The sequence below is a fragment of the Caballeronia sp. dw_19 genome (assembly GCF_018449515.1).
In the GTDB taxonomy this organism is placed as follows: Bacteria; Pseudomonadota; Gammaproteobacteria; order Burkholderiales; family Burkholderiaceae; genus Caballeronia.
The window spans coordinates 225201-243752 of the sequence record NZ_JAAVUQ010000006.1 but is presented as its reverse complement, the minus strand read 5'-3'; the positions used below and the strand labels follow the sequence as shown (position 1 = coordinate 243752).

At 60.6% G+C, this 18552-nt stretch carries 16 protein-coding genes; 7 read left to right on the top strand and 9 right to left on the bottom strand.

Features of this window, described 5'->3' with window-relative positions:
- Positions 1-93 precede the first annotated feature (93 nt).
- From HB376_RS11275 to HB376_RS11265, 3 genes are all read right to left on the bottom strand, one after another.
- Positions 94-1971 (bottom strand): ABC transporter ATP-binding protein, encoded by a 1878-nt coding sequence (locus HB376_RS11275; protein ID WP_213763734.1) that lies wholly within the window; start codon positions 1969-1971, stop codon positions 94-96.
- 452 nt (positions 1972-2423) lie between these two features.
- Positions 2424-3245: an isocitrate lyase/phosphoenolpyruvate mutase family protein gene (locus HB376_RS11270; RefSeq protein WP_213763733.1), complete on the bottom strand. Its 822-nt coding sequence runs from the start codon at positions 3243-3245 to the stop codon at positions 2424-2426.
- A gap of 289 nt (positions 3246-3534) precedes the next feature.
- The gene (locus HB376_RS11265) at positions 3535-4380 is read right to left on the bottom strand and encodes an oxidoreductase (RefSeq protein ID WP_213763732.1); all 846 of its coding nucleotides are present in this window, start codon (positions 4378-4380) and stop codon (positions 3535-3537) included.
- Positions 4381-4656: 276 nt separating this feature from the next.
- Between HB376_RS11265 and HB376_RS11260 the strand changes: the two genes are divergently transcribed.
- Together HB376_RS11260 and HB376_RS11255 are read left to right on the top strand one after the other, a co-directional pair.
- Positions 4657-5565, top strand: coding sequence for an AraC family transcriptional regulator (locus HB376_RS11260; RefSeq protein WP_213763858.1), 909 nt, complete (start codon positions 4657-4659; stop codon positions 5563-5565).
- A gap of 539 nt (positions 5566-6104) precedes the next feature.
- Complete coding sequence (locus HB376_RS11255) at positions 6105-7166, top strand: NAD(P)-dependent alcohol dehydrogenase (RefSeq protein ID WP_213763731.1); 1062 nt, start codon at positions 6105-6107, stop codon at positions 7164-7166.
- Positions 7167-7447: 281 nt separating this feature from the next.
- Here HB376_RS11255 and HB376_RS11250 read toward each other — a convergent pair whose 3' ends face one another.
- Entirely contained in the window at positions 7448-9229 is a 1782-nt protein-coding gene (locus tag HB376_RS11250; protein WP_213763730.1) for an NAD(P)/FAD-dependent oxidoreductase, read from the bottom strand.
- Positions 9230-9542: 313 nt separating this feature from the next.
- On the opposite strand from HB376_RS11250, the gene HB376_RS11245 reads away from it, so the two are divergent.
- Positions 9543-10307, top strand: a complete 765-nt coding sequence (locus tag HB376_RS11245) for a LuxR C-terminal-related transcriptional regulator (RefSeq protein ID WP_213763729.1) — start codon at positions 9543-9545, stop codon at positions 10305-10307.
- 395 nt (positions 10308-10702) lie between these two features.
- Positions 10703-10936, top strand: coding sequence for a hypothetical protein (locus HB376_RS11240; RefSeq protein ID WP_213763728.1), 234 nt, complete (start codon positions 10703-10705; stop codon positions 10934-10936).
- Positions 10937-11532: 596 nt separating this feature from the next.
- Here the strand turns inward: HB376_RS11240 and HB376_RS11235 are convergent.
- Entirely contained in the window at positions 11533-11712 is a 180-nt protein-coding gene (locus tag HB376_RS11235) for a hypothetical protein (protein ID WP_213763727.1), read from the bottom strand.
- Positions 11713-11776: 64 nt separating this feature from the next.
- Positions 11777-12688, bottom strand: a complete 912-nt coding sequence (locus tag HB376_RS11230) for a LysR family transcriptional regulator (protein WP_213763726.1) — start codon at positions 12686-12688, stop codon at positions 11777-11779.
- Between the two features lie 135 nt (positions 12689-12823).
- On the opposite strand from HB376_RS11230, the gene HB376_RS11225 reads away from it, so the two are divergent.
- A complete protein-coding gene (locus tag HB376_RS11225; RefSeq protein ID WP_213763725.1) occupies positions 12824-13759 on the top strand; it encodes an alpha/beta hydrolase in 936 nt (311 codons plus the stop codon).
- 116 nt (positions 13760-13875) lie between these two features.
- Here the strand turns inward: HB376_RS11225 and HB376_RS11220 are convergent, their stop codons facing one another.
- Entirely contained in the window at positions 13876-14742 is an 867-nt protein-coding gene (locus HB376_RS11220; RefSeq protein ID WP_213763724.1) for a LysR family transcriptional regulator, read from the bottom strand.
- Between the two features lie 215 nt (positions 14743-14957).
- Between HB376_RS11220 and HB376_RS11215 the strand changes: the two genes are divergently transcribed.
- The gene (locus HB376_RS11215; RefSeq protein ID WP_213763723.1) at positions 14958-15392 is read left to right on the top strand and encodes a VOC family protein; all 435 of its coding nucleotides are present in this window, start codon (positions 14958-14960) and stop codon (positions 15390-15392) included.
- A gap of 315 nt (positions 15393-15707) precedes the next feature.
- The gene (gene hpaC, locus HB376_RS11210; RefSeq protein WP_213763722.1) at positions 15708-16220 is read left to right on the top strand and encodes a 4-hydroxyphenylacetate 3-monooxygenase, reductase component; all 513 of its coding nucleotides are present in this window, start codon (positions 15708-15710) and stop codon (positions 16218-16220) included.
- A gap of 28 nt (positions 16221-16248) precedes the next feature.
- Here the strand turns inward: hpaC and HB376_RS11205 are convergent, their stop codons facing one another.
- Positions 16249-17052, bottom strand: coding sequence for a transglutaminase family protein (locus HB376_RS11205; RefSeq protein ID WP_213763721.1), 804 nt, complete (start codon positions 17050-17052; stop codon positions 16249-16251).
- 124 nt (positions 17053-17176) lie between these two features.
- Entirely contained in the window at positions 17177-18307 is a 1131-nt protein-coding gene (locus tag HB376_RS11200) for a putative zinc-binding metallopeptidase (RefSeq protein ID WP_213763720.1), read from the bottom strand.
- Positions 18308-18552 lie beyond the last annotated feature (245 nt).

Sequence of the window (18552 nt, the reverse complement as noted above, 5' to 3'; positions counted from 1 at the left end):
TACGTAATTCAAAGATCAAGAGTGAACGAGATCACGCGTTTGCAATGCCCCGGACTTTGATACAACGGTCCGGGGTCTACCCGGACCGTCGCATCATCTCCCGGTCGTCATCGGATCGGTGGCATAACCACCTGCTGGATGGCCGGTTTTTACTGCACCGGCCGGTTCCGCGCGATCGGTCGTCAAGCCGAGCGCCTGCCGTTCGAACAACCGCCGGTACAAGCCGTTATTGAGCTGGATCAGCTTCTCGTGGCTGCCTTCCTCAGCAATCCTGCCTTTGTCGAGCACCAGCAGCCTGTCCAGCGCCCGCACCGTTGAAAGCCGGTGAGCAATCACCAGCGTGGTACGGCCGACCATCAGCCGCTCCATTGCCTGCTGGATCAGCACTTCGCTCTCGCTGTCGAGGCTCGACGTTGCTTCGTCCAGGATCAGGACGGGCGCATCCGCGAGGAACGCCCGGGCAATCGCCACACGCTGGCGTTCGCCGCCCGACAACTTGATGCCGCGCTCACCCACGAGCGTTTCGTAACCCTGAGGCAGCGCCGCGATAAAGTCGTGGGCGCTGGCCTGCCGTGCGGCCCGCTCGATTTCCGCACGCGTAGCACCGGGCCGGGCGTACGCAATGTTCTCCGCGAGCGAGCGATGGAACAGCACCGGCTCCTGCTGGACGATCGCTATCTGGCCGCGCAGCGACGCTTGGCTGACATCGGCAATGTTCTGCCTGTCGATCATGATCCTGCCGCCCGAGACGTCGTACAGCCGCTGGATAAGCTTGATCAATGTGGTCTTGCCGGACCCCGAATGCCCGATCAACCCTACGCGCTCTCCCGGCGCAATCCGCACCGAGAAGTCCTCATAAAGCGGCTTCGTGTGGCCGTCGTAGCTGAAGGTCACATGCTCGAAGCGGATCTCGCCTTCACGGATCGCGATCGGCCCGGCGTCGGGCTTGTCTTCCACGCCGAGCGGCTGACCTTCAAGCGATACCAGCTCTTCCATGTCGTTGACCGAGCGCTGCAGATTGCGCACGTGCATGCCGACTTCGCGCAGATAACCCTGCAACATGAAGAACATGGTCAGCGTGAACGTGATGTCGCCCACGCTGGCCTTGCCGGCTTCCCACAGCAACAGCGCAGCACCCAGGATTGCCGCCTGCATGACCACCAGCATGCCGCCCTGCACACCGCCGTTGATCGTGCCACGCGCCCATGTGCGCCGCGTCCGGTGACGCCACTTGCCGATCACGCGGGCAAGCCGCGCTTCCTCGCGCGTTTCCGCACCGAAGGCCTTGACGACCGTGTTGCAGCTCACCGCATCTGCCAGCGCACCACCCATGCGGGTGTCCCACGCGTTGCCTAAACGAGCGGCCGGTGCGACAAAGCCAAGCGACAGGCCGACCGTCACCGCGATGTAGAGCAGCGACCCGAGGCCCACGACCACGCCCATGACGGCCCAGTGCATGCCGAGCAGCACGGTCGCGCCGACCAGCATGACGAGTGACGGGAGCAGGGCGATGAGCAACGTGTCGTTGAGCAGGTCGAGCGCCCACATGCCGCGCGTGATCTTGCGCACGGTCGAACCGGCGAAGCTGTTGCCGTGCCAGTCAGAGGAAAACCGTTGCACGCGATGAAACGCGTTGGCGGCAATCTCGCTCATCATCCTGAGCGTCAACACGATGATGTTCATGAAAACGAGCTGACGCAGCAGCGTGGCTGCCAGCCCAAGGCAAGCCAGGATGCCGAACGCCGTCGTGGCCGCGCGCCATGCCAGCTCCTTGCCAGCCGCGCCGGCGGCGAGTGCATCCACGAGCCGGCCTGCGAAGAGCGGCGTGAGGACGTCGGCCAGTGCCGACAGCAGCGCGAGCACGACAATGGCTACGATGCGCCACGGTTGTTTGCCCCAGTGAACCACAGTGAAACCAAGAACGTCTTTGAACGCCCGTCCGCCGAAGTCGAGTTTTTTTGTGTAAGCCATTTGCCACAGCCCGTAGCGCCCAAGCGCGACGAGGCTATCCGGTCGAAAGAAAATGAGAGCGACAGCCACAGTTCGCCCGCATGTGCGGGCGAACTGACAACGGACTGTCTGGAAATGGCGCGGGCTGCTGTGCCCGCGCGGACGGCGGCTTAAACTGGCCGGCGCGCCATGTAAGGGACGACGGTATTGAATGCGAGCATCTTTTCGCCTCCCTTTGAGAAATGAAAGTTGATTGACATGGAGCCGGGCGGCTATCCATGTCCCAATATTATCAGGCGCTTATAGCGCTTGCCAACCACTTTCGGCCACACACATGTTGTCGAGCCGAAACAGCGCAAGGGACTGCTGCAGAGTCGCTGTACGATCGATCCCGATGCATGAATGTCCCTGCGCTGCAGGCACATTGACGAAAAGACCGGGCTCGCGCCGAGCGCTCAGGCTCAGGTTCAGACTCAGGCGAATCCGCCGAAGACATCGTTCAATTGCTTGCTGGATGCGGCGCCAGCGAGGCCATCGAAAGAGCCGGCCTTCATTTGCTCGGCGGCCGTCAGCATGGCCTGCCATGCAACCCGCGCCAACCCTCCGCCAACACTGATTCGCCGCACGCCAAGGTCGGCCAGTTCGGCGACGCTCATGCCGGGCCGCATCATCAGTACGTTGAGCGGCTTGGGCGCCACGGCACGAACCATGACCGCTATGTCGGCCTTATCGACCACGCCCGGCGCATACAAACAGTCCGCACCAGCGGCTGCGAAGGCCACGAGTTTGTCGATGGACTGGCTGAGCGCGGTTGGATCGCTTAGCAGGCCTTCCGTGCGCGCGACCAGGATGACGTCGTCGCCCGACCGGTCGATCGCCGCACGGGCCGCACGAACGCGCTCGACCGAGAGAGCGGTGTCGTAGAGTCCGAACGGTGCTTCCACGTCGCGATCTTCAATCGATAAACCCGCTACGCCCGTCTGGATCGCGAGGCTCACGTTGGCCGCGAGCGTGGCCGGGTCGGAGGCGAACCCGGACTCGAAATCGGCGTTGACCGGCAGGTCCACCGCCTCGCAGAGGGCGCCCAGATGCTGCAGGACATCGGCGCAGGTCACCGCGTAGTCGGGCCGGCCTGTAGACCACGCGAAGCCCGAACTGGTCGATGCCAGCGCGGCAAAGCCGAGATGCTGCAGCATCCGCGCGCTGCCTGCATCCCAAGGGTTGGGCAACACGAAACAACCTTGCTGGTGAAGCGCGCGAAAGGCGGCGCGTTTTTCGGCGACAGTACGGGTCATCGGAACCTCATCGTGTGTGGGCGAATAGTGTACGAATAAGCCGGGGTTGGAAATACGATTCCGCTCAACGAGCTTTGGTACGGGTAGCTTCCGGATTCATCGAATCGGCGCGCAAATCCGGCTCAAGCGCGGGCTATTGCAGCGTGCTCGCGGCATGGCGTTGCCTGTAACGCTCGGCTTGGCCGAGGGGCTCGACGTGAAGTCCATCGTACACGAGAGCGGCAGCCCGGTTTTCACAATCACAACGGGCTGCAGTAGGGGTTTTCGTGGCTATCGGATCATGAAGGCGTCACGAGAAGTCCGTCGAGCGCGATACCTTTTCCCACGTTTCAATCTCGCTGCCGAGGGCCGCCAATTTGTCCCTGACCAGGCTGAGCGCGTCGGTGCCGAGCAGCAGATGTACTGGCGGATGTTCTGCCGCAATCACCTCCAGCAGCACGCGGGCCGCCTTGACCGGGTCACCGGCCTGCTTGCCGCTTTTCGCCTCTCGCGCCTGACGGATCGGGGTGAACAGCGCATCGTAATCCGCGATGCTGCGGCCCGCGCGCACCATCGAGCGGCCAGCCCAGTCCGTGCGGAAAGAGCCGGGTGCAACGGCGGTTACCTTGATGCCGAAACCCGCGACTTCTTTCGCCAGCGTTTCAGAGATGCCTTCGAGCGCGAACTTGCTGCCGCAGTAGTAAGCAATCCCCGGCATGGTGACGAAGCCGCCCATCGACGTGATGTTGATGATGTGACCCGACCGGCGTTCGCGCATGGCGGGAAGCACGGCTTTGATCATCGCGACGGCGCCGAATACGTTGACGTCGAACTGACGGCGCAGGTCTTCCAGCGGCGACTCCTCAAGCACGCCCTCGTGGCCGTATCCTGCATTGTTGACCAGCACGTCGATAGAGCCGATTTTTTCCGTTATCGTCGCGACAGCCGGACCGATCGCCGCGAAATCGGTCACGTCGAGCACAATCGCGTGTGCACGGCCGGCTGCGAGCGCCTCGAATGTGTGTATGTCGGCTTCGCGGCGCATCGTACCCGCGACGACGTGGCCGGCATTCAACGCGGCTTCTGCGAACGCGCGGCCGAAACCCGAGCTCACGCCGGTAATGAGGAACGTCTTCTTGCCCTGGATGGGGTTCATGGTGCTGCACTCCTTGTCGGTGGTCGTGGACAGGCTGAGCGTCGCGATGCATCGCCAATGACACATGACACGCGCGACTTCAGCAATGGCCGCATGTTAGGAGCGCCGCGCCGGAACGCGAATGCCGGTTCATCTGTTGTGTTTGCCTAATCCTATGAGCCGGTGGATTTCGGCGCTGGCAAGTGGCACATTGCAAGCTGGCCGCAAAATCTGACGAGACCGGACGTGACCTCTGAACGCGATGAACCCGATGACCGGACAACAGCGCAGCAACGCATGGCCGCGTTGCTGGAGGTGTTGGCGCCTGCGGAGGGATACAACCTGACCGCGCTGCCCGACGTGCGGTTCCTGCGATCGAACCGTCCGTTGAGCCGGACCCCCGTGCTGTACGACCCGGGTATTGTGATCGTCTGCCAGGGCACCAAGCGCGGATTTCTGGGCGACGACGTCTATGTTTATGACGCGCAGCACTATCTTGCGGTATCGGTGCCGGTGCCGTTTTCGATGGAAACCGAGGCAAGCGAAGCCGAGCCCATGCTGGCCATCTACTTTCGCCTCGACTTCAACGTTGCGGCTGACTTGATGCTGCAGCTCGACGAACGGGCGGGCGGGGTTCCAGCGAAGCCGAAAGGGATGATGTCGACTCCGCTCGACGCCCGGCTGGCTGCATCGGTACTACGTTTTCTGGAGACGATGAGTTCGCCCCTGGAGGCTGGGATTCTCGGACCCGGCCTCGTGCGTGAAATCTACTATCGCGTGCTGACAGGCGAGCAGGGCGGGTCGATGCGCGCAGCACTCACGCGACAAGGGCATTTCGGCAAGATCGCCAAGGCGCTCCGAAAGATCCATATTTCATTTCGCGAACCGCTGGACGTCGAACGGCTTGCGTTGGAGGCGAGCATGAGCGTGCCGTCATTTCATTCGCACTTCAAAGCGGTGACCAATACCTCGCCGATGCAATATCTGAAGTCGACGCGGCTTCATCAGGCGCGCCTTTTAATGGTGAGAAACGACGTAACCGCGGCGGTTGCGTGCGCGCAGGTGGGCTATGAAAGTTCGTCGCAGTTCAGCCGCGAGTTCAAGCGCCTGTTCGGGCGTAGTCCGATAGAAGAAGCGGACCGGATGAAAAAGACCTTCGCTGTTCCTCAGGCCGGACCCAATTCCATTTATGTTGCGTCGCATTGATCCAGGCATGATGATGCGTGATCCGGTTTGATCACGATCAAGCGGTGCGCAAACAGGGGGCTCGCTTCTGCAAATAACGTCCTGATATCGATCCGCAAATTGCTGTAACTGCTGCAACACGACATTCCATTAATTGGAATTGTGAAATCGCAATATTTCCATTGAGCGGTTGGCCCAGAATTCGCATACTGTTCTGTGAAGGGGCGCTCGCATCTCCCGGGCGTTCGGATTCAGATTCAGATTCGCACACGAAGCCCGGCAACGCGCATTCAGGCGCATCTGCGATTGTGCAACCGCACAATCGCAGATGCCGATACACGTGAAGCTGGGTCAGGTTTTGACGCGGTTCCAGACGTCGTCAAGCCCAAGAAGCCTTCCTGCAAACTTGTTGCCTACCGATCGGCGTTGTGACGCAAGTTGCCAGGGTTGCCTGCCGACGCGGATGTTCGCGGTTTTTGAACGGACAGCGAGCGCCCCCGGTATCGACGAACAAGCAACGAACACACAACGAACCAACGAATCATTTCAAGGACCACACCATGTACAAGACCTATGGCTATGCCGCGCACTCAGCCAGTACGCCGTTTGCTCCTTTCGCCTTCGATCGCCGGGACACCGGTCCGCACGATGTCCGCATCGAGATCCTGTATTGCGGCGTGTGCCATTCGGACCTGCACACCGCGCGCGGCGAATGGGCGGGTACGGTGTACCCGAACGTGCCGGGACACGAAATTGTCGGCCGGGTGACTGAAGTCGGCTCTGAAGTCACGAAGTTCAAGGTGGGCACGCTGGCGGGTGTCGGCTGCATGGTGGATTCGTGCCGGACTTGCCCGTCTTGCAAGGAAGGCCTCGAGCAGTATTGTGAAGGCAGTGGTTTTGTCGGCACCTACAACGGGCCCGACAAACACACGGGCGGCGTGACGTACGGCGGTTATTCCAAGTCGATCGTCGTGGACGAAGCTTTTACGCTGCTTGTTCCCGAGAACCTTGAACTTGCCGCCGTTGCGCCGTTGTTGTGCGCGGGGATCACTACGTACTCGCCGCTGCGTCACTGGAATGTCCAGGCCGGGCAGAAGGTCGGCATTGTCGGGCTCGGCGGGCTCGGTCATATGGGCGTGAAGCTCGCGGCGGCGTTCGGCGCGCATGTGGTGCTGTTCACGACGTCGGCCGGTAAGGTCGAAGACGCGAAGCGGCTTGGCGCGCATGAAGTCGTGATCTCGAAAGATCAGGAACAGATGGCTGAACACGTCAACTCGTTCGACTTCATTCTCAACACCGTCGCCGCCTCGCACGACCTCGACCAGTTCACCGCGCTGCTCAAGCGTGACGGAACAATGACGCTCGTCGGCGTGCCGGAGCATGCGCATCCGTCGCCATCTGTCGGCAACCTGATTTTCAAGCGCCGTGCGCTGGCCGGTTCGTTGATCGGCGGTATCGCGGAAACGCAGGAAATGCTCGATTTTTGCGGCAAGCATGGCATCACGTCGGACATCGAGATGATTCGCATGGACGAGATCGACAAGGCGTACGAACGCATGGTCAAAAGCGATGTGAAATATCGCTTCGTGATCGACATGGCCTCGTTGAAAGAAGCCGCCTGAGTATCGGCGAACCTTGGGCGAACCCAGACCTAAACCCGGCCGGACCGGTGGCTGTCAATCCGCCGGTTCCGGCCGGGCCTTATCCTCAGAAATGAGGATGCGCGGCGCACTCTAATCAGTTAAGTTGTTACCCAGAGCCGGGGGGCTTCACGTCTACACCGCACTCCGATGGCAAAGCGAACGTGCCAAAGAATGCCCGCGCGTTCCGCCATACGAAACTGAGAGACTAAGACCCGCCTGGTGCGGGTCTTTTTTTGGGTCTTCGCTTCGTGAACGGCTGATTAACGCCAGCGGCCAGTCGCGCTTGGCTCGCTTGGCTCGCTTGCCGAAGCGCCGCTGTAATCATACGGAGGCGACATATTATCCAGCGGGTTGTTCCGCACCACACTCCCGCCGAGGCTGCGAATCACGGCGCACACCGCATTGATACCGGTCTGCAGCGCACCTTCCACCCATCCGCCGGTAAACGAGCAACTGTCTCCGGCCAGATAGATGAACGGATCCGTCGCGGGTTGCAGGCTGTCCTGGAACTGGAAGAACAACTGCTGGCTCTGGGCATCGCCACCGGCAAAATTCAGCTTGAACGCGCCGTAATACCCTTGCTCCAGATCCCAGTCGACGGTCTTCACATAGGTCTGGTAGTCGTTATTGATCGGCACGACGTACCGCGCGAACGCGGCATTAGTCTGTGCCAGGTCAGCCACGAGCCGCTGCACGCGCTGCTGATTGCCGCCAAGCGCGAGTTGCTTGATGGCGTCGTCTTCCCACGCGTAACTGAGCAGCACGACGCCCGCCGAATCGGGGTCCGCGGGCGCGTAATCAAGGCAATACACGCCCCGTACCAGCGTATCGGTCTGGATATTCGCGGGCAGGTTCTCGTCGAGCCAGAATTTGCGCTGCGTCATCACGAATACTTTCGACGAACTGGTCAGGTGCACGTCATTGACCGCCGAGCACTGCTGCGCGGAGAGCGCGGACGCCGGGGCGGTCAACGCCATGTCGATCTGCATCGCCCGCGTGCTGGCCGTCACGATCACACGGTCAGCGAACTGGACCGACCCATCCGCCAGCGTGAGCATCACACCCTCGCCATTACGAGTGACGCGTGACACCGCCGTGTTGACGACACGCTGCGCAATCGAGAGACCGCCAAATACTTGCGCACTAAAGGCGTCTGCCAGCGATTCAATGCCCGCCGGAATGAACAACTGGTCGGTTTCCAGTTCATCGACCATCAGGCGCACGATCTCCAGGAAAGCGACCGGGTACATCGGCCCGAGTCCGCCGGATCCGACACCGAGCGCACCAAACAGCTCGTAGTCGTCCGGGTTGCGCCATTGCTTGCCGCCGGGAGGATTCGCGCCGCTGAACAGCGTCTGCAGCGCGCTATAAAAGCTCTGGTTACCGAACATGTCGATATACGCCTGCCACGCGGCCCGCGCCGCCCCTAACTGTCCATTGCGCAACAGATTGGTGATGGCAACCGGCGCGAGCAGGGCCGGTCCGGAGGAGGGCGTGAAACCATCGCTGATGAACGCGCTCCAGCCCGCATGGACGGTCGCGAACATATCGGGCGGGTTGCCTTGCGCCGGCCACGTGTAGGTCTGTCCTTGATAACCGAGATTGGTCAGCACTTCGCCGGGATCGGGGAAATTCGAGTTTGCCTGGATACCGAAGCGGTTGAGGTAGTGGAACAGGCTGTATTCGCTGGGCGGGAAACGCATGGCGCCGAGTTCGGCCAGGAATGCGGGCGCCTGATCCGTAAAGGCAATGCTGTAGGCGCGGCCCCCAATGCGCCCGGACGCTTCGTACAGCACGACATTCGACGCGCCGGCGCGCAGAAGTTCATATGCCGACACGAGGCCGCTTATGCCTGCACCGATAATCGCTACTGTCCGGTTGCCGGCCGCAGGCAGTTTCCCCAGCGAATCCGGCGATTCAGCGAGCAAAGCGCCATAATCGAAGAGGGTATCGATATAACCAAAGCTCGGTTGTGAAGCTGGGGCGGTTTCACCGGCTGCAATAACGGGCTTGCGGCGACGTAGATTAGGAATGAAGGCCATGCATTTTCCCTGTTTGGTAAAAGTACTTCCGCGTTGGTAGAAGTCGGGATTGGGTGCCGGCGGCCTGATCCTGTTCCGCCGCCGCTTCGTGATGCGATGTGATGCGATGTGATGCGATGTGATGCGATGCGTTCAAGCAACTGGCCCGTCAGTTGAAACGACGGCAAACTATTTAACGGCACGAATAAAACAGACTTGAATCGGCAATATCGTCCGTGTAGTCTGCGGGGCAGCATCTTAAAATATGCAGGCTTGCGCGTGGAGAAAACGTACGCGAGCCATTGACCCGGGGACCGACCAGCATGTCCGTGAAATGTATTTGACGAGCCGGGAGACCGGCCTGGTTTCCGATATCTTCGCCGTGCTTGCTGATTCACTTCCTGAGCAGTTGATGCGTCAGGAGGTGGGCGTTCGCATGCTCAGCTTGCTGCGCGCTGACCATCTCGGGTCGTATGTCTGGGACGAGACGAAGAAAGAATTCGTCAATCGGGTCTCGTTCAACATGTCGGAAGATAATCTGTCCGAGTATGAGCAGTACTATCAGTACCGCGATACCGTGACCCCGCGGCTACAAAATTTCCGTGAAGCCGTTCGTGTGACCAACGTGATTCCGCAGGGCGAGCTGATGCGGACCGAACTGTTCAATGACTTTCTGCGTCGCGACGGTTTGCACTGGGGCATGAATGTCTATGCGTGGGCCGGCGATTCGAACATAGGTGACCTGCGTATCTGGCGCGGCAAACATCGGGAAGATTTCTCCGATCACGACCTTGCCATGGCCGAGTTCGTTCGCCCGGCTTTTACCGCGGCACTAGCGCGGGCGCGTGCCGCGGCGGGCATGACGCAGCCGTCCGGACCGCAAGCCAAGTTGATTTCAGAGGACGTGCTGAAGAACCTGACAGCGCGTGAGCGGGATGTAGTCGGGTTGGTGGTGGAAGGTCTGCTCGACAAGGAAATTGCATTCCGGCTGGGTATTTCTTATACGACGGTCCGTACGCATATTGACCGTTCTTTCCATAAGCTGGGCGTTGGAAGCCGCTCCAAACTGATTCGCGTGGTGCAGACGAACGGGCGGTAGCAGGGCGGCACACGGGTGAAAAGTATTTTTATAAATACCCGCTGCTCGGAAATAATCTTCTCTAAACACTGCGTTCGGCCAACGTGCGGTTCGAATTGGCGTGCGTAGACAGTTGAATACAGTGGAATAACTGCTTCAACAGAAGTCCGGCGAAAATGTCAGTCTGGCATGCCAATTGAATTGAAGTCGGTCTGGTTATCGCACGCTCTGGACAATATTCCCCTTTTATTTAATAACGGCCATTTGTCGCACTGGCATGGTGCGTCCGCGCTATTTATCGTTTTTGCCTGAGGCGATGACTAGACGTTACCGTCTAACGTAAATCCTCAGAATTGAGGATTCGCTGTCGGCAAAGTCGCGGTAATGTCGGCTGCCTTGTTACTGGAGCATGAGCCGTGAGCCTTGACCAGACCTTCGAAGCAGCCCCCCGACATCCATTATTGGTCGAGCAGGAAATTGCGCATCTGGAGCGGATCGTTCCGCGCTGGAGCGACGAGGGCAGCGGTTCGCTACTTGGCCAGGCTTATTGGCGCAAGCGTGTCATCGATCTGGCGCGTTATCCGGAACTGACGCCAACCCAGCACGCCACTATGCAGCGAATGCTCGAATGCGTGAACCCGGTAGTTTGATAGTGGCGCGGAGCGTTATGCAACGAATTGTGCGGTAAGGTGAATTAAAGGACCGTCGCACGCAACATTCAGTTATGCGGGTTTGAGTTTCACGTTTTTGACATATTGATTCCAAAACGTTGCGCATAGACGCATTGACAACTAAAACGTTTCTGGTTTTTTACTCTGGCTTCCATTGCATCAACCTATGAGAGAGGGCTGAATATGGAAATGCAATACCGAGGATCGACTATACGACCCGTGGTTGCCCCCGCCCGGGGCGCCTTTGATTCATTTGTGATCATCCGGGACGAGCATGGGAATCAACGCTCGCACGGCACACTTGGCCGTTTCGCTTCGCATAATGCCGCCACGAATTTTGCGGTCGTCTGGGCGATAGCCACTCTGGACGGAGATACAGTACCGAGAGCGCCGTTCCAGGTTCTTTGAGGACGGGGGCCGATACCGGGTGGGTAGCGGCCCGGTTCTATGAACCGGCAGCAACGCGCCGCGTGCGACGGCGCAAATTTTGAAGGTTGACGCACCGAACGTATAGATCACCCAGCACAGCGCGCCCACCACAATCAACGCGTTCGCCGAGTAATGCCGAGGCTCGTTCAGCAGGGCCGCATATCGCCTTTTGTCACGACCAGTGCGACCCCGGCAAACGGCACAGGATAAACAGAAACGAATACAGCGGCGGCGCAATCCTGCGCGATCGAATTCACAATCAGGCCCATCGTCGGCTGCGTTGCCATCATGATCGATGCAGTAAGCGTGCCGTCGCGTCCGGCCAATTGTTGTCCGAGAAAAACAAAAAGAACCGAAACCGGAGAAACGCCGACGCCGTTAAATGCCGACTCAACCCAGTTGCCCCGTCAGCGCCGGATTACCCGCCAGGGTCTCTACCAGGAAGTCGATGAACACCCGGACCTTGGTGGGCAGGCGGCGGCCGGCGGGGTGGACGGCGCTGATGGCCAGTGGGCCGGGAGCGTAGTCGGCCAGCACGACGCGGAGCGCGCCCGAGGCGATCTCGGGCGCGAACGCCCAGACCGGACCGTGGGCCAGGCCGAGGTCGGCGAGCGCCGCGGCCCGGATCTGCTCGGCGTCGGCGGTGCGGAAGTTCGACCTTGGATGATGCAGAACGGACTTCGACCCGTCCCGGAACTCCCACGGTAGCGGTTCGTGGAGCGGGGCAAAAATCAGGCAGGCGTGGGTGTCCAGGTCGGCGGGGGTTCGCGGCTCGCCGCGAACTGCGAGGTACGCCGGCGTGGCGACGGTCGCGAAAGGCGCCATGGCGATGCGGCGCACGATCATGCTCGAATCGGCGAGCTCGCCGTTGCGGATCGCCAAGTCGACGCCTTCCTCGATCAGGTTGATGTTGCGCCCGGAGCCGGTGAGCTCGACGGAGATGTCCGGATAGCGAGCAAAGAACTCGGGGAGGCGCGGCACTATGTAGAGTCGCCCGAACACCGGGGCGACGGTCACCCGGATCAGGCCGGACGGCGCCGACTGGCCGCGGCCAACCAGGGACTCCGCTGCATCGAATTCGTCGACCAGCCGCAAGGCGGATTCGTAGAAGATCTGGCCAGCGTCGGTGAGGGTCATGCTCCGCGAGGTGCGGCGCATCAGTTGCGCACCCAGGTGAGCTTCAAGGGCGGCGATCTGTTTGCTGACCGCCGACTGGCCGACCCCGGCTTCCCGGGCAACCGCCGAAAAGCTGCCGCGCTCGACCACACGAACGAAGAGGCGCATTGCGTCGAGCCGATCCATTGAAGGGTCCCAATAATTCCTATTGGGAATGGATTGTATTCCAGGGTCCGGGGTTCTACGCCAGATGGAAATGGATGATTCTGTCGGCAGATGAGGGCCGGTGGTTTCCGGCCTCAAAAACCTGAGGAATATCCCATGACCACGACCACTGTTGCCACGACAGCCTTCGTCGAGACCCGGCACGTTTTGTCCGACGACGAGCGCCAAATTGAGCAAACTGTGCTCGCCGAGATCCACCAGTTGTTCTCGAACCCGACCGGCGATCAGCGCGAGACGTATGACACGCTGATCGCCAGGACGCCGATCGCCGATGGCGTCACTCTGGAAGCCATCGACCGCGACGGCGTTAGCGGCTGGTGGGTGCGCCCGAGCGGTGCCCCGGCCGATCGGACGATCCTCTTCCTGCACGGCGGCGCTTATCTGCTGGGCTCGGCCAAAGCCTATCGTGGCATGGCCAGCCAGGTCGCGGTCCGCGCCGGAGTGGCGGTGTTCGTGGCCGACTATCCACTGGCTCCGGAGCACGTATTCCCGGCCGCGCCTGAGGCCGCCGCCGCTGTTCGCCGCTGGTTGGGCGGCCAGGGCCAGGGTGTTTCGCAGGTCGCGCTGGTCGGCGACTCCGCGGGCGGCGCGCTGGCCCTTAGCGTGCTCGGCGATCCGACGACTTCGCCTACGATAGCGGCCGTCGCGGTCTTTTCGCCCTGGCTCGATCTGGCGATGACCGGCGCGTCGTTCACTAGTCCCGACATCCACGACCCCATCTTCGAGCCGGAAATGCTTGCCGGGCCTGCAGGAACCTATCTTGCCGGCGCCGATCCGAAGGACGGCCGGGCGTCACCGCTCTACGCCGTGCCCGAGGTCCTGCCGCCGTTGCTCATCCAGGTGGGCGGCGACGAGATCCTGCTGGACGACGCGCGGCGCTATGCGAAGGCGGCCGCGGACAAGGGCGGCGAGGTGCGGCTCGATATCTTCGACGGGTTGCACCACGTATTCCAAGGCTCGACGAGAGACCTGCCGACCGCGCGCCGCGCGCTCGACGAGGTGGCGGCGTTCCTGAGCCGTCACTGGGCCTAGCGCGACGCGTTCAGGAGAGGAGCCAAGACCAACCAGATCCCGGCGCTCTTGCGAGAGCGCGGCTTAACCCGATTTTCCGTTCCCCTGCGCCTTGGACCCCAATGAAGCGGCATCCCTCACCGTGGCAGAACTGCACAGACAGACCCGGCGAATTGCACGGTGACGGTTTGCTCATTTCTCGTATGCCGCTGGACAAGGCCGATTTCACGCGTGAAGGTATCGTCTCCAAGAGACAACGCGCGCACGGTCTCCGGTATATGCAGCGCGGACGATTGCGGGATGAGCGCAATGCCTGCCCCGTGCGCCACGAGCCCGACGATTCCCTGCAATTCATCCAGTTCGACCACGTCCTGCACCGTCACGCGAATCCTTCTGAGAAAGCGGTCGACGAGGCGGCCTCCAAAGGAGCTCCGCTCGTATCGGATGAAGGGCTCTGACTTGAGCAGCGTGCGCCACGGCCGGTCCGCAAGCTCGCGCGGGACCAGCAGCACGAAGGTTTCGGTGAGCAGCGTGCGCCATTGCAATTCGGCCGGCAACGCGAAAGGGGGTTTGATGATCACCGCGACGTCGACCTCGCCGGAGTCCACCTGCGCGAGCAAGTTGAGCGACACGCCAGGAACCACGCGGATTCGCCACCCGGGCGAAGTCCGCCGGAACAATTCGATTGCGCTGACGAGAAACGAAGCCTGCGCCGAAGCAATAGCCCCCACCCGCAGCAGGCCGGACTGTTCCGCCGTGCCGCCACGCGCGGCGAGGCGTGCGTAAACCGACAACAATTCCTCGGCCGTGTCGACCGTCTGCTTGCCGGCGGCATTGAGCGTGGCCGAGCGTCCGGTCCGGTCGAATAGCAGGAAACCCAGATCTTCCTCCAGCCGCTGGATCTGCGCGCTGACAGCCGATTGCGTCAGTCCGATATGCGCTCCGGCGCTCGCGAACGTCCCGAAACGCACCACCGCCAGAAAGGTTTTCAGCTCTCGCATCATGGTTTTATCGACGGTTTTAGTGGATCTTTGGCAGATTTTTATTAATCGATTTTATTGATGCTGAGCTAAAAAAACTATCATTATTCAACTATTCTCGTTGCCCCTAAACTGTCCATCCATGGCGTGACATCCATTTTTCGCGCACCATGAACGCGGTGCGGACGGACCTCGTCCGCGTCGTCGAATACGTAATTCAACCGATATCCGAGCCTGCCATGAGCGACACCACTGCTGCCATTTCCCCATTTCATCTCGCCTTTCCGGTCCATGACATTGCGGCCGCCCGTGAATTTTATGGCGACCTGCTCGGTTGCCCGGAAGGCCGCAGCTCTGCCGACTGGGTGGACTTCAATTTCTACGGGCACCAGATCGTGGCCCATCTCGCGCCGGACGAAATCGGTCATCGGAAGACGAGCGCGGTAGACGGCGATGCAGTCCCGGTCCGGCACTTCGGCGTGGTGCTGCCAATGGATCAGTGGCAAGCGACATCGGACAAACTCACGGCGGCCGGAGTGGAATTCATCATCGAGCCGCATGTGCGCTTCAAGGGCGAAGTCGGTGAACAGGCGACCATGTTTTTCCTGGACCCGTCGGGAAATGCGCTAGAGATCAAGGCGTTTGCGAACATCGCTTCGCTGTTTGCGAAGTAACACCGGGCGCCATCTTTCCACGTAGCGAACCGATGCGCTGAACTGCTGCGTCAGCCGGGCAATCCGGCGGACGCAGCGTGGCCGTTCCCCGATCATTTACCCGCGGATGTGGTCCAGCAGGCATACCGGCCTGCCGGGATCGCGGCAAGCTACGGCCATTACCGGATGCAGCCGCCTGTTTGCCCACCGCACGGTCGCCACGGTCGTTATGTAGCGCGCCATTCCCGGCGAACGACCCGATGAAACAGCACGAGGCGCAACAGTCCGTTGTATTCAGGTGTTTCAGGGGTATTAGCGTGAACCGGGGAACAGGACATGAATAACGAAAGCACCCGCAAGCTGTTTCGGGAGGCCATGGCGTACCTGTCGGCGGCCGTCAACATCATCACCACGGACGGTCCGCGCGGCCGCTGCGGCATGACCGCAAGCGCGGTGTGTTCGGTTACCGACACGCCGCCCACCATGCTTGTCTGCGTGAACCAGTCCAGCGCAGCGCATGCCGTGTTCGCGGGCAATGGCAACGTCTGCATCAACGTGCTGCCTGCCGATCACCAGGAGTTGGCGCGTCATTTCGCCGGCATGACCAACCTGCCGATGAGCGAACGATTCGAGCAGCAGGCATGGACTGCTGGACGCCTCGGCTTGCCCGTTCTCGCCGATGCGCTTGCCAGCCTTGAAGGCCGCATTGTCGATACTAAAACAGTTGGTTCGCACTCCGTGATGTTCGTGGAAGTGGCGGACATCGTCGTGCGCGGCGACGGCGACAGCCTGATTTATTTCGGTCGCCACTTCCATAGGCTGGCTCGCACGGCGCCTGCGCTTTGCTGAATTTTCCTGGTTGAATACGTCGTGCGGATTACTGAGGTTCGCAGACCACGCTGAACCTCACCAGCGTGGTGGCGCCGAACGTGTTGCTCAACGCGACGTCGGCGGCGTCGCGGCCTCGTGCCATCAATACGCGTCCGGTGCGCGGCGCATTGTTGCGCGGATCGAATGTCTGCCACGTGTTGCCCAGATACACCTCGATCCAGGCGCAGAAATCCATGGGCGCGTAGGGCGGCGGCAAACCGACATCGCTGATATACCCTGTGCAATAACGCGCCGGAATGTTCATCGTGCGGCATAACGCGACGGCCAGATGAGCAAAGTCCCGGCACACGCCCACGCCTTCCCGGTACGCTTCGAACGCCGTCTTGGTCGGACGCGCGCAGTTATAGTCGAACCGTATGTGCCGATGAACGAAGTCGCAAATAGCCTGCACCCGGGCGCGTCCGAGGGGCGTATGGCCGAACATCTGCCACGCGGCATCGGACAGCAAATCGGTCTCGCAATAGCGGCTGCCGAGCAGGAACTGCATGCACTCGTCGGGCAGTTCTTCAACGGCATGCTGATAACCGTTTGGCTCCGGCAACTCCATATAAGGCGGCACGTCGATCAATCCCTGCGTGGATAGCGTAAGCCAGCCTTGCGGCGCAACCAGCCGGCTGCACAGGTTGCCGAATGAATCGTGATACTGCGAGTAGGGCACCGGCGGGTTGACCCTCAGGATGTCCGGGACGAGGATGTTCTGCGCCCGCGATGCGTGCATGTTCAACATCAGCAGCATCGGGGTTGGCTGCACGCATTCGTAGACCAGTTCGTAACCAACGCGGAGCTTCATCGGACTGACCTTTTTAGGTTGGGGCGCATGAGTGGCCGGGGAGTTAACACATCGCCCTCGCTTGCTTCACCAGGACGATGTTCAAGGCGGAGTTAAAACCATCGAACTCCTTATTAATTTACGATCAACCCGTTGCCGCCGGCTGATCCTGCTTGATGTCTTGCTGAACGTCAGCAGTCGCTTCGTTCGCTTGTTTCTGGGCACTCGCGCTCGCAATTACCCTATGCACGAAACGCAGTTTGGCGACGACCTTTGGCGAGAGCGTGAACGGATACGCATCGGCCAGGCCCAGGCTTCGATTCAAGCTGTTCAATGCATACATGAGCGGAAACCATTGCTTCATGAGGTTATCGAAACTGGTGTTCTCGACCGGTTCGATCTCGGTAAGCGACGGTTCGTTGTCGGACTTCGGATCGAGCTTGAATCCACATGCGGCCGCAGTGTCCACCGTGTCGACGATATGCAGGTAATGTGCCCACGTCTCCGCCCAGTCTTCCCACGGATGTGTGGTGGCGTACGCGCTCACATAAGACTGGTCCCAGTCGGCCGGCGGTCCATTGTCGTAATGGGCCTGAAGTGATTGGGCGTAGTCGGCGCGCTCATCGCCGAACATCTCGCGAAACGGCTCTTCCCAGCTCGTATTCGCCACGAGACGGTCGAAATAGTAGTGGCCTATCTCATGCCGGAAATGCCCCAGCAAGGTCCGGTACGGCTCGTGCATGTCCGCGCGCATGCGTTCACGCAGGGCGTCGTCGGCTTCGGCTATGTTCATCGTAATGAGGCCGTTGTCGTGACCGGTCAGCACCTTCGCCCCCCTGTCGCCGTCTTCAAGAAACTCGAACTGCAAACCGGTTTCCGGATTGGTCCGCCGCGAATCCGTGTTCAGCCCGAGCGCCGAGAGCGCGAACAACAGGCGCCGCTTGGCCGTCTCCAGCTTGTACCAGTAGACGCGATTTTCCGGCTGGGACAGGTTGGGGATGGTCCGCGTCAGGCTGCACGCCGGGCACAAGACGTCCGGCGAGTCCGCCGGGATCATCCAGTTGCAGACATTCTCGAGCGCGTAGTTGTTGCACTGCCGGAACAGCGCACCGTTCGCCGATGGATTCAGCGTGCGCCATAGCGTCTCGCCGGCCGGTTCGAACGCACAAACTTCAGACAATTCAGGCACGAAGCCCAGCAACGCCGCGCAGGATTCGCATTTCACGTTCTCGAAAAAAACGTGATGCTGGCAACGGCCGCAATGGAATGTTTTCATATTGAAGAGATAGGCTGGAAGGCGGGCGTAGTAACTGCGATGGTGGTTATCAAGCAAGCCACGTGCCGCCGCAGGAACGGTCCGGTCCAGCCGTAAAGGGCGTTTTACGCTCTAGTTTGGTGCAACAGTGGATGATGAAAACGGTTTAATCGCAGTATTGAGTGCATGGAAGTTCCCGGGAGCCTTGCCCGATGGTGCGTTCGACCAAACGGCATGGAGTTTGCTTTTGAAGAGTGCCAAAATTC

Bases quoted from the DNA above. Each gene is read 5' to 3' on its own strand.
- HB376_RS11275 (WP_213763734.1), bottom strand. From the start codon at position 1,971: ATGGCTTACACAAAAAAACTCGACTTCGGCGGACGGGCGTTCAAAGAC.
- HB376_RS11270 (WP_213763733.1), bottom strand. From the start codon at position 3,245: ATGACCCGTACTGTCGCCGAAAAACGCGCCGCCTTTCGCGCGCTTCAC.
- HB376_RS11265 (WP_213763732.1), bottom strand. From the start codon at position 4,380: ATGAACCCCATCCAGGGCAAGAAGACGTTCCTCATTACCGGCGTGAGC.
- HB376_RS11260 (WP_213763858.1), top strand. From the start codon at position 4,657: ATGGCCGCGTTGCTGGAGGTGTTGGCGCCTGCGGAGGGATACAACCTG.
- HB376_RS11255 (WP_213763731.1), top strand. From the start codon at position 6,105: ATGTACAAGACCTATGGCTATGCCGCGCACTCAGCCAGTACGCCGTTT.
- HB376_RS11250 (WP_213763730.1), bottom strand. From the start codon at position 9,229: ATGGCCTTCATTCCTAATCTACGTCGCCGCAAGCCCGTTATTGCAGCC.
- HB376_RS11245 (WP_213763729.1), top strand. From the start codon at position 9,543: ATGTATTTGACGAGCCGGGAGACCGGCCTGGTTTCCGATATCTTCGCC.
- HB376_RS11230 (WP_213763726.1), bottom strand. From the start codon at position 12,688: ATGGATCGGCTCGACGCAATGCGCCTCTTCGTTCGTGTGGTCGAGCGC.
- HB376_RS11225 (WP_213763725.1), top strand. From the start codon at position 12,824: ATGACCACGACCACTGTTGCCACGACAGCCTTCGTCGAGACCCGGCAC.
- HB376_RS11220 (WP_213763724.1), bottom strand. From the start codon at position 14,742: ATGATGCGAGAGCTGAAAACCTTTCTGGCGGTGGTGCGTTTCGGGACG.
- HB376_RS11215 (WP_213763723.1), top strand. From the start codon at position 14,958: ATGAGCGACACCACTGCTGCCATTTCCCCATTTCATCTCGCCTTTCCG.
- hpaC (WP_213763722.1), top strand. From the start codon at position 15,708: ATGAATAACGAAAGCACCCGCAAGCTGTTTCGGGAGGCCATGGCGTAC.
- HB376_RS11205 (WP_213763721.1), bottom strand. From the start codon at position 17,052: ATGAAGCTCCGCGTTGGTTACGAACTGGTCTACGAATGCGTGCAGCCA.
- HB376_RS11200 (WP_213763720.1), bottom strand. From the start codon at position 18,307: ATGAAAACATTCCATTGCGGCCGTTGCCAGCATCACGTTTTTTTCGAG.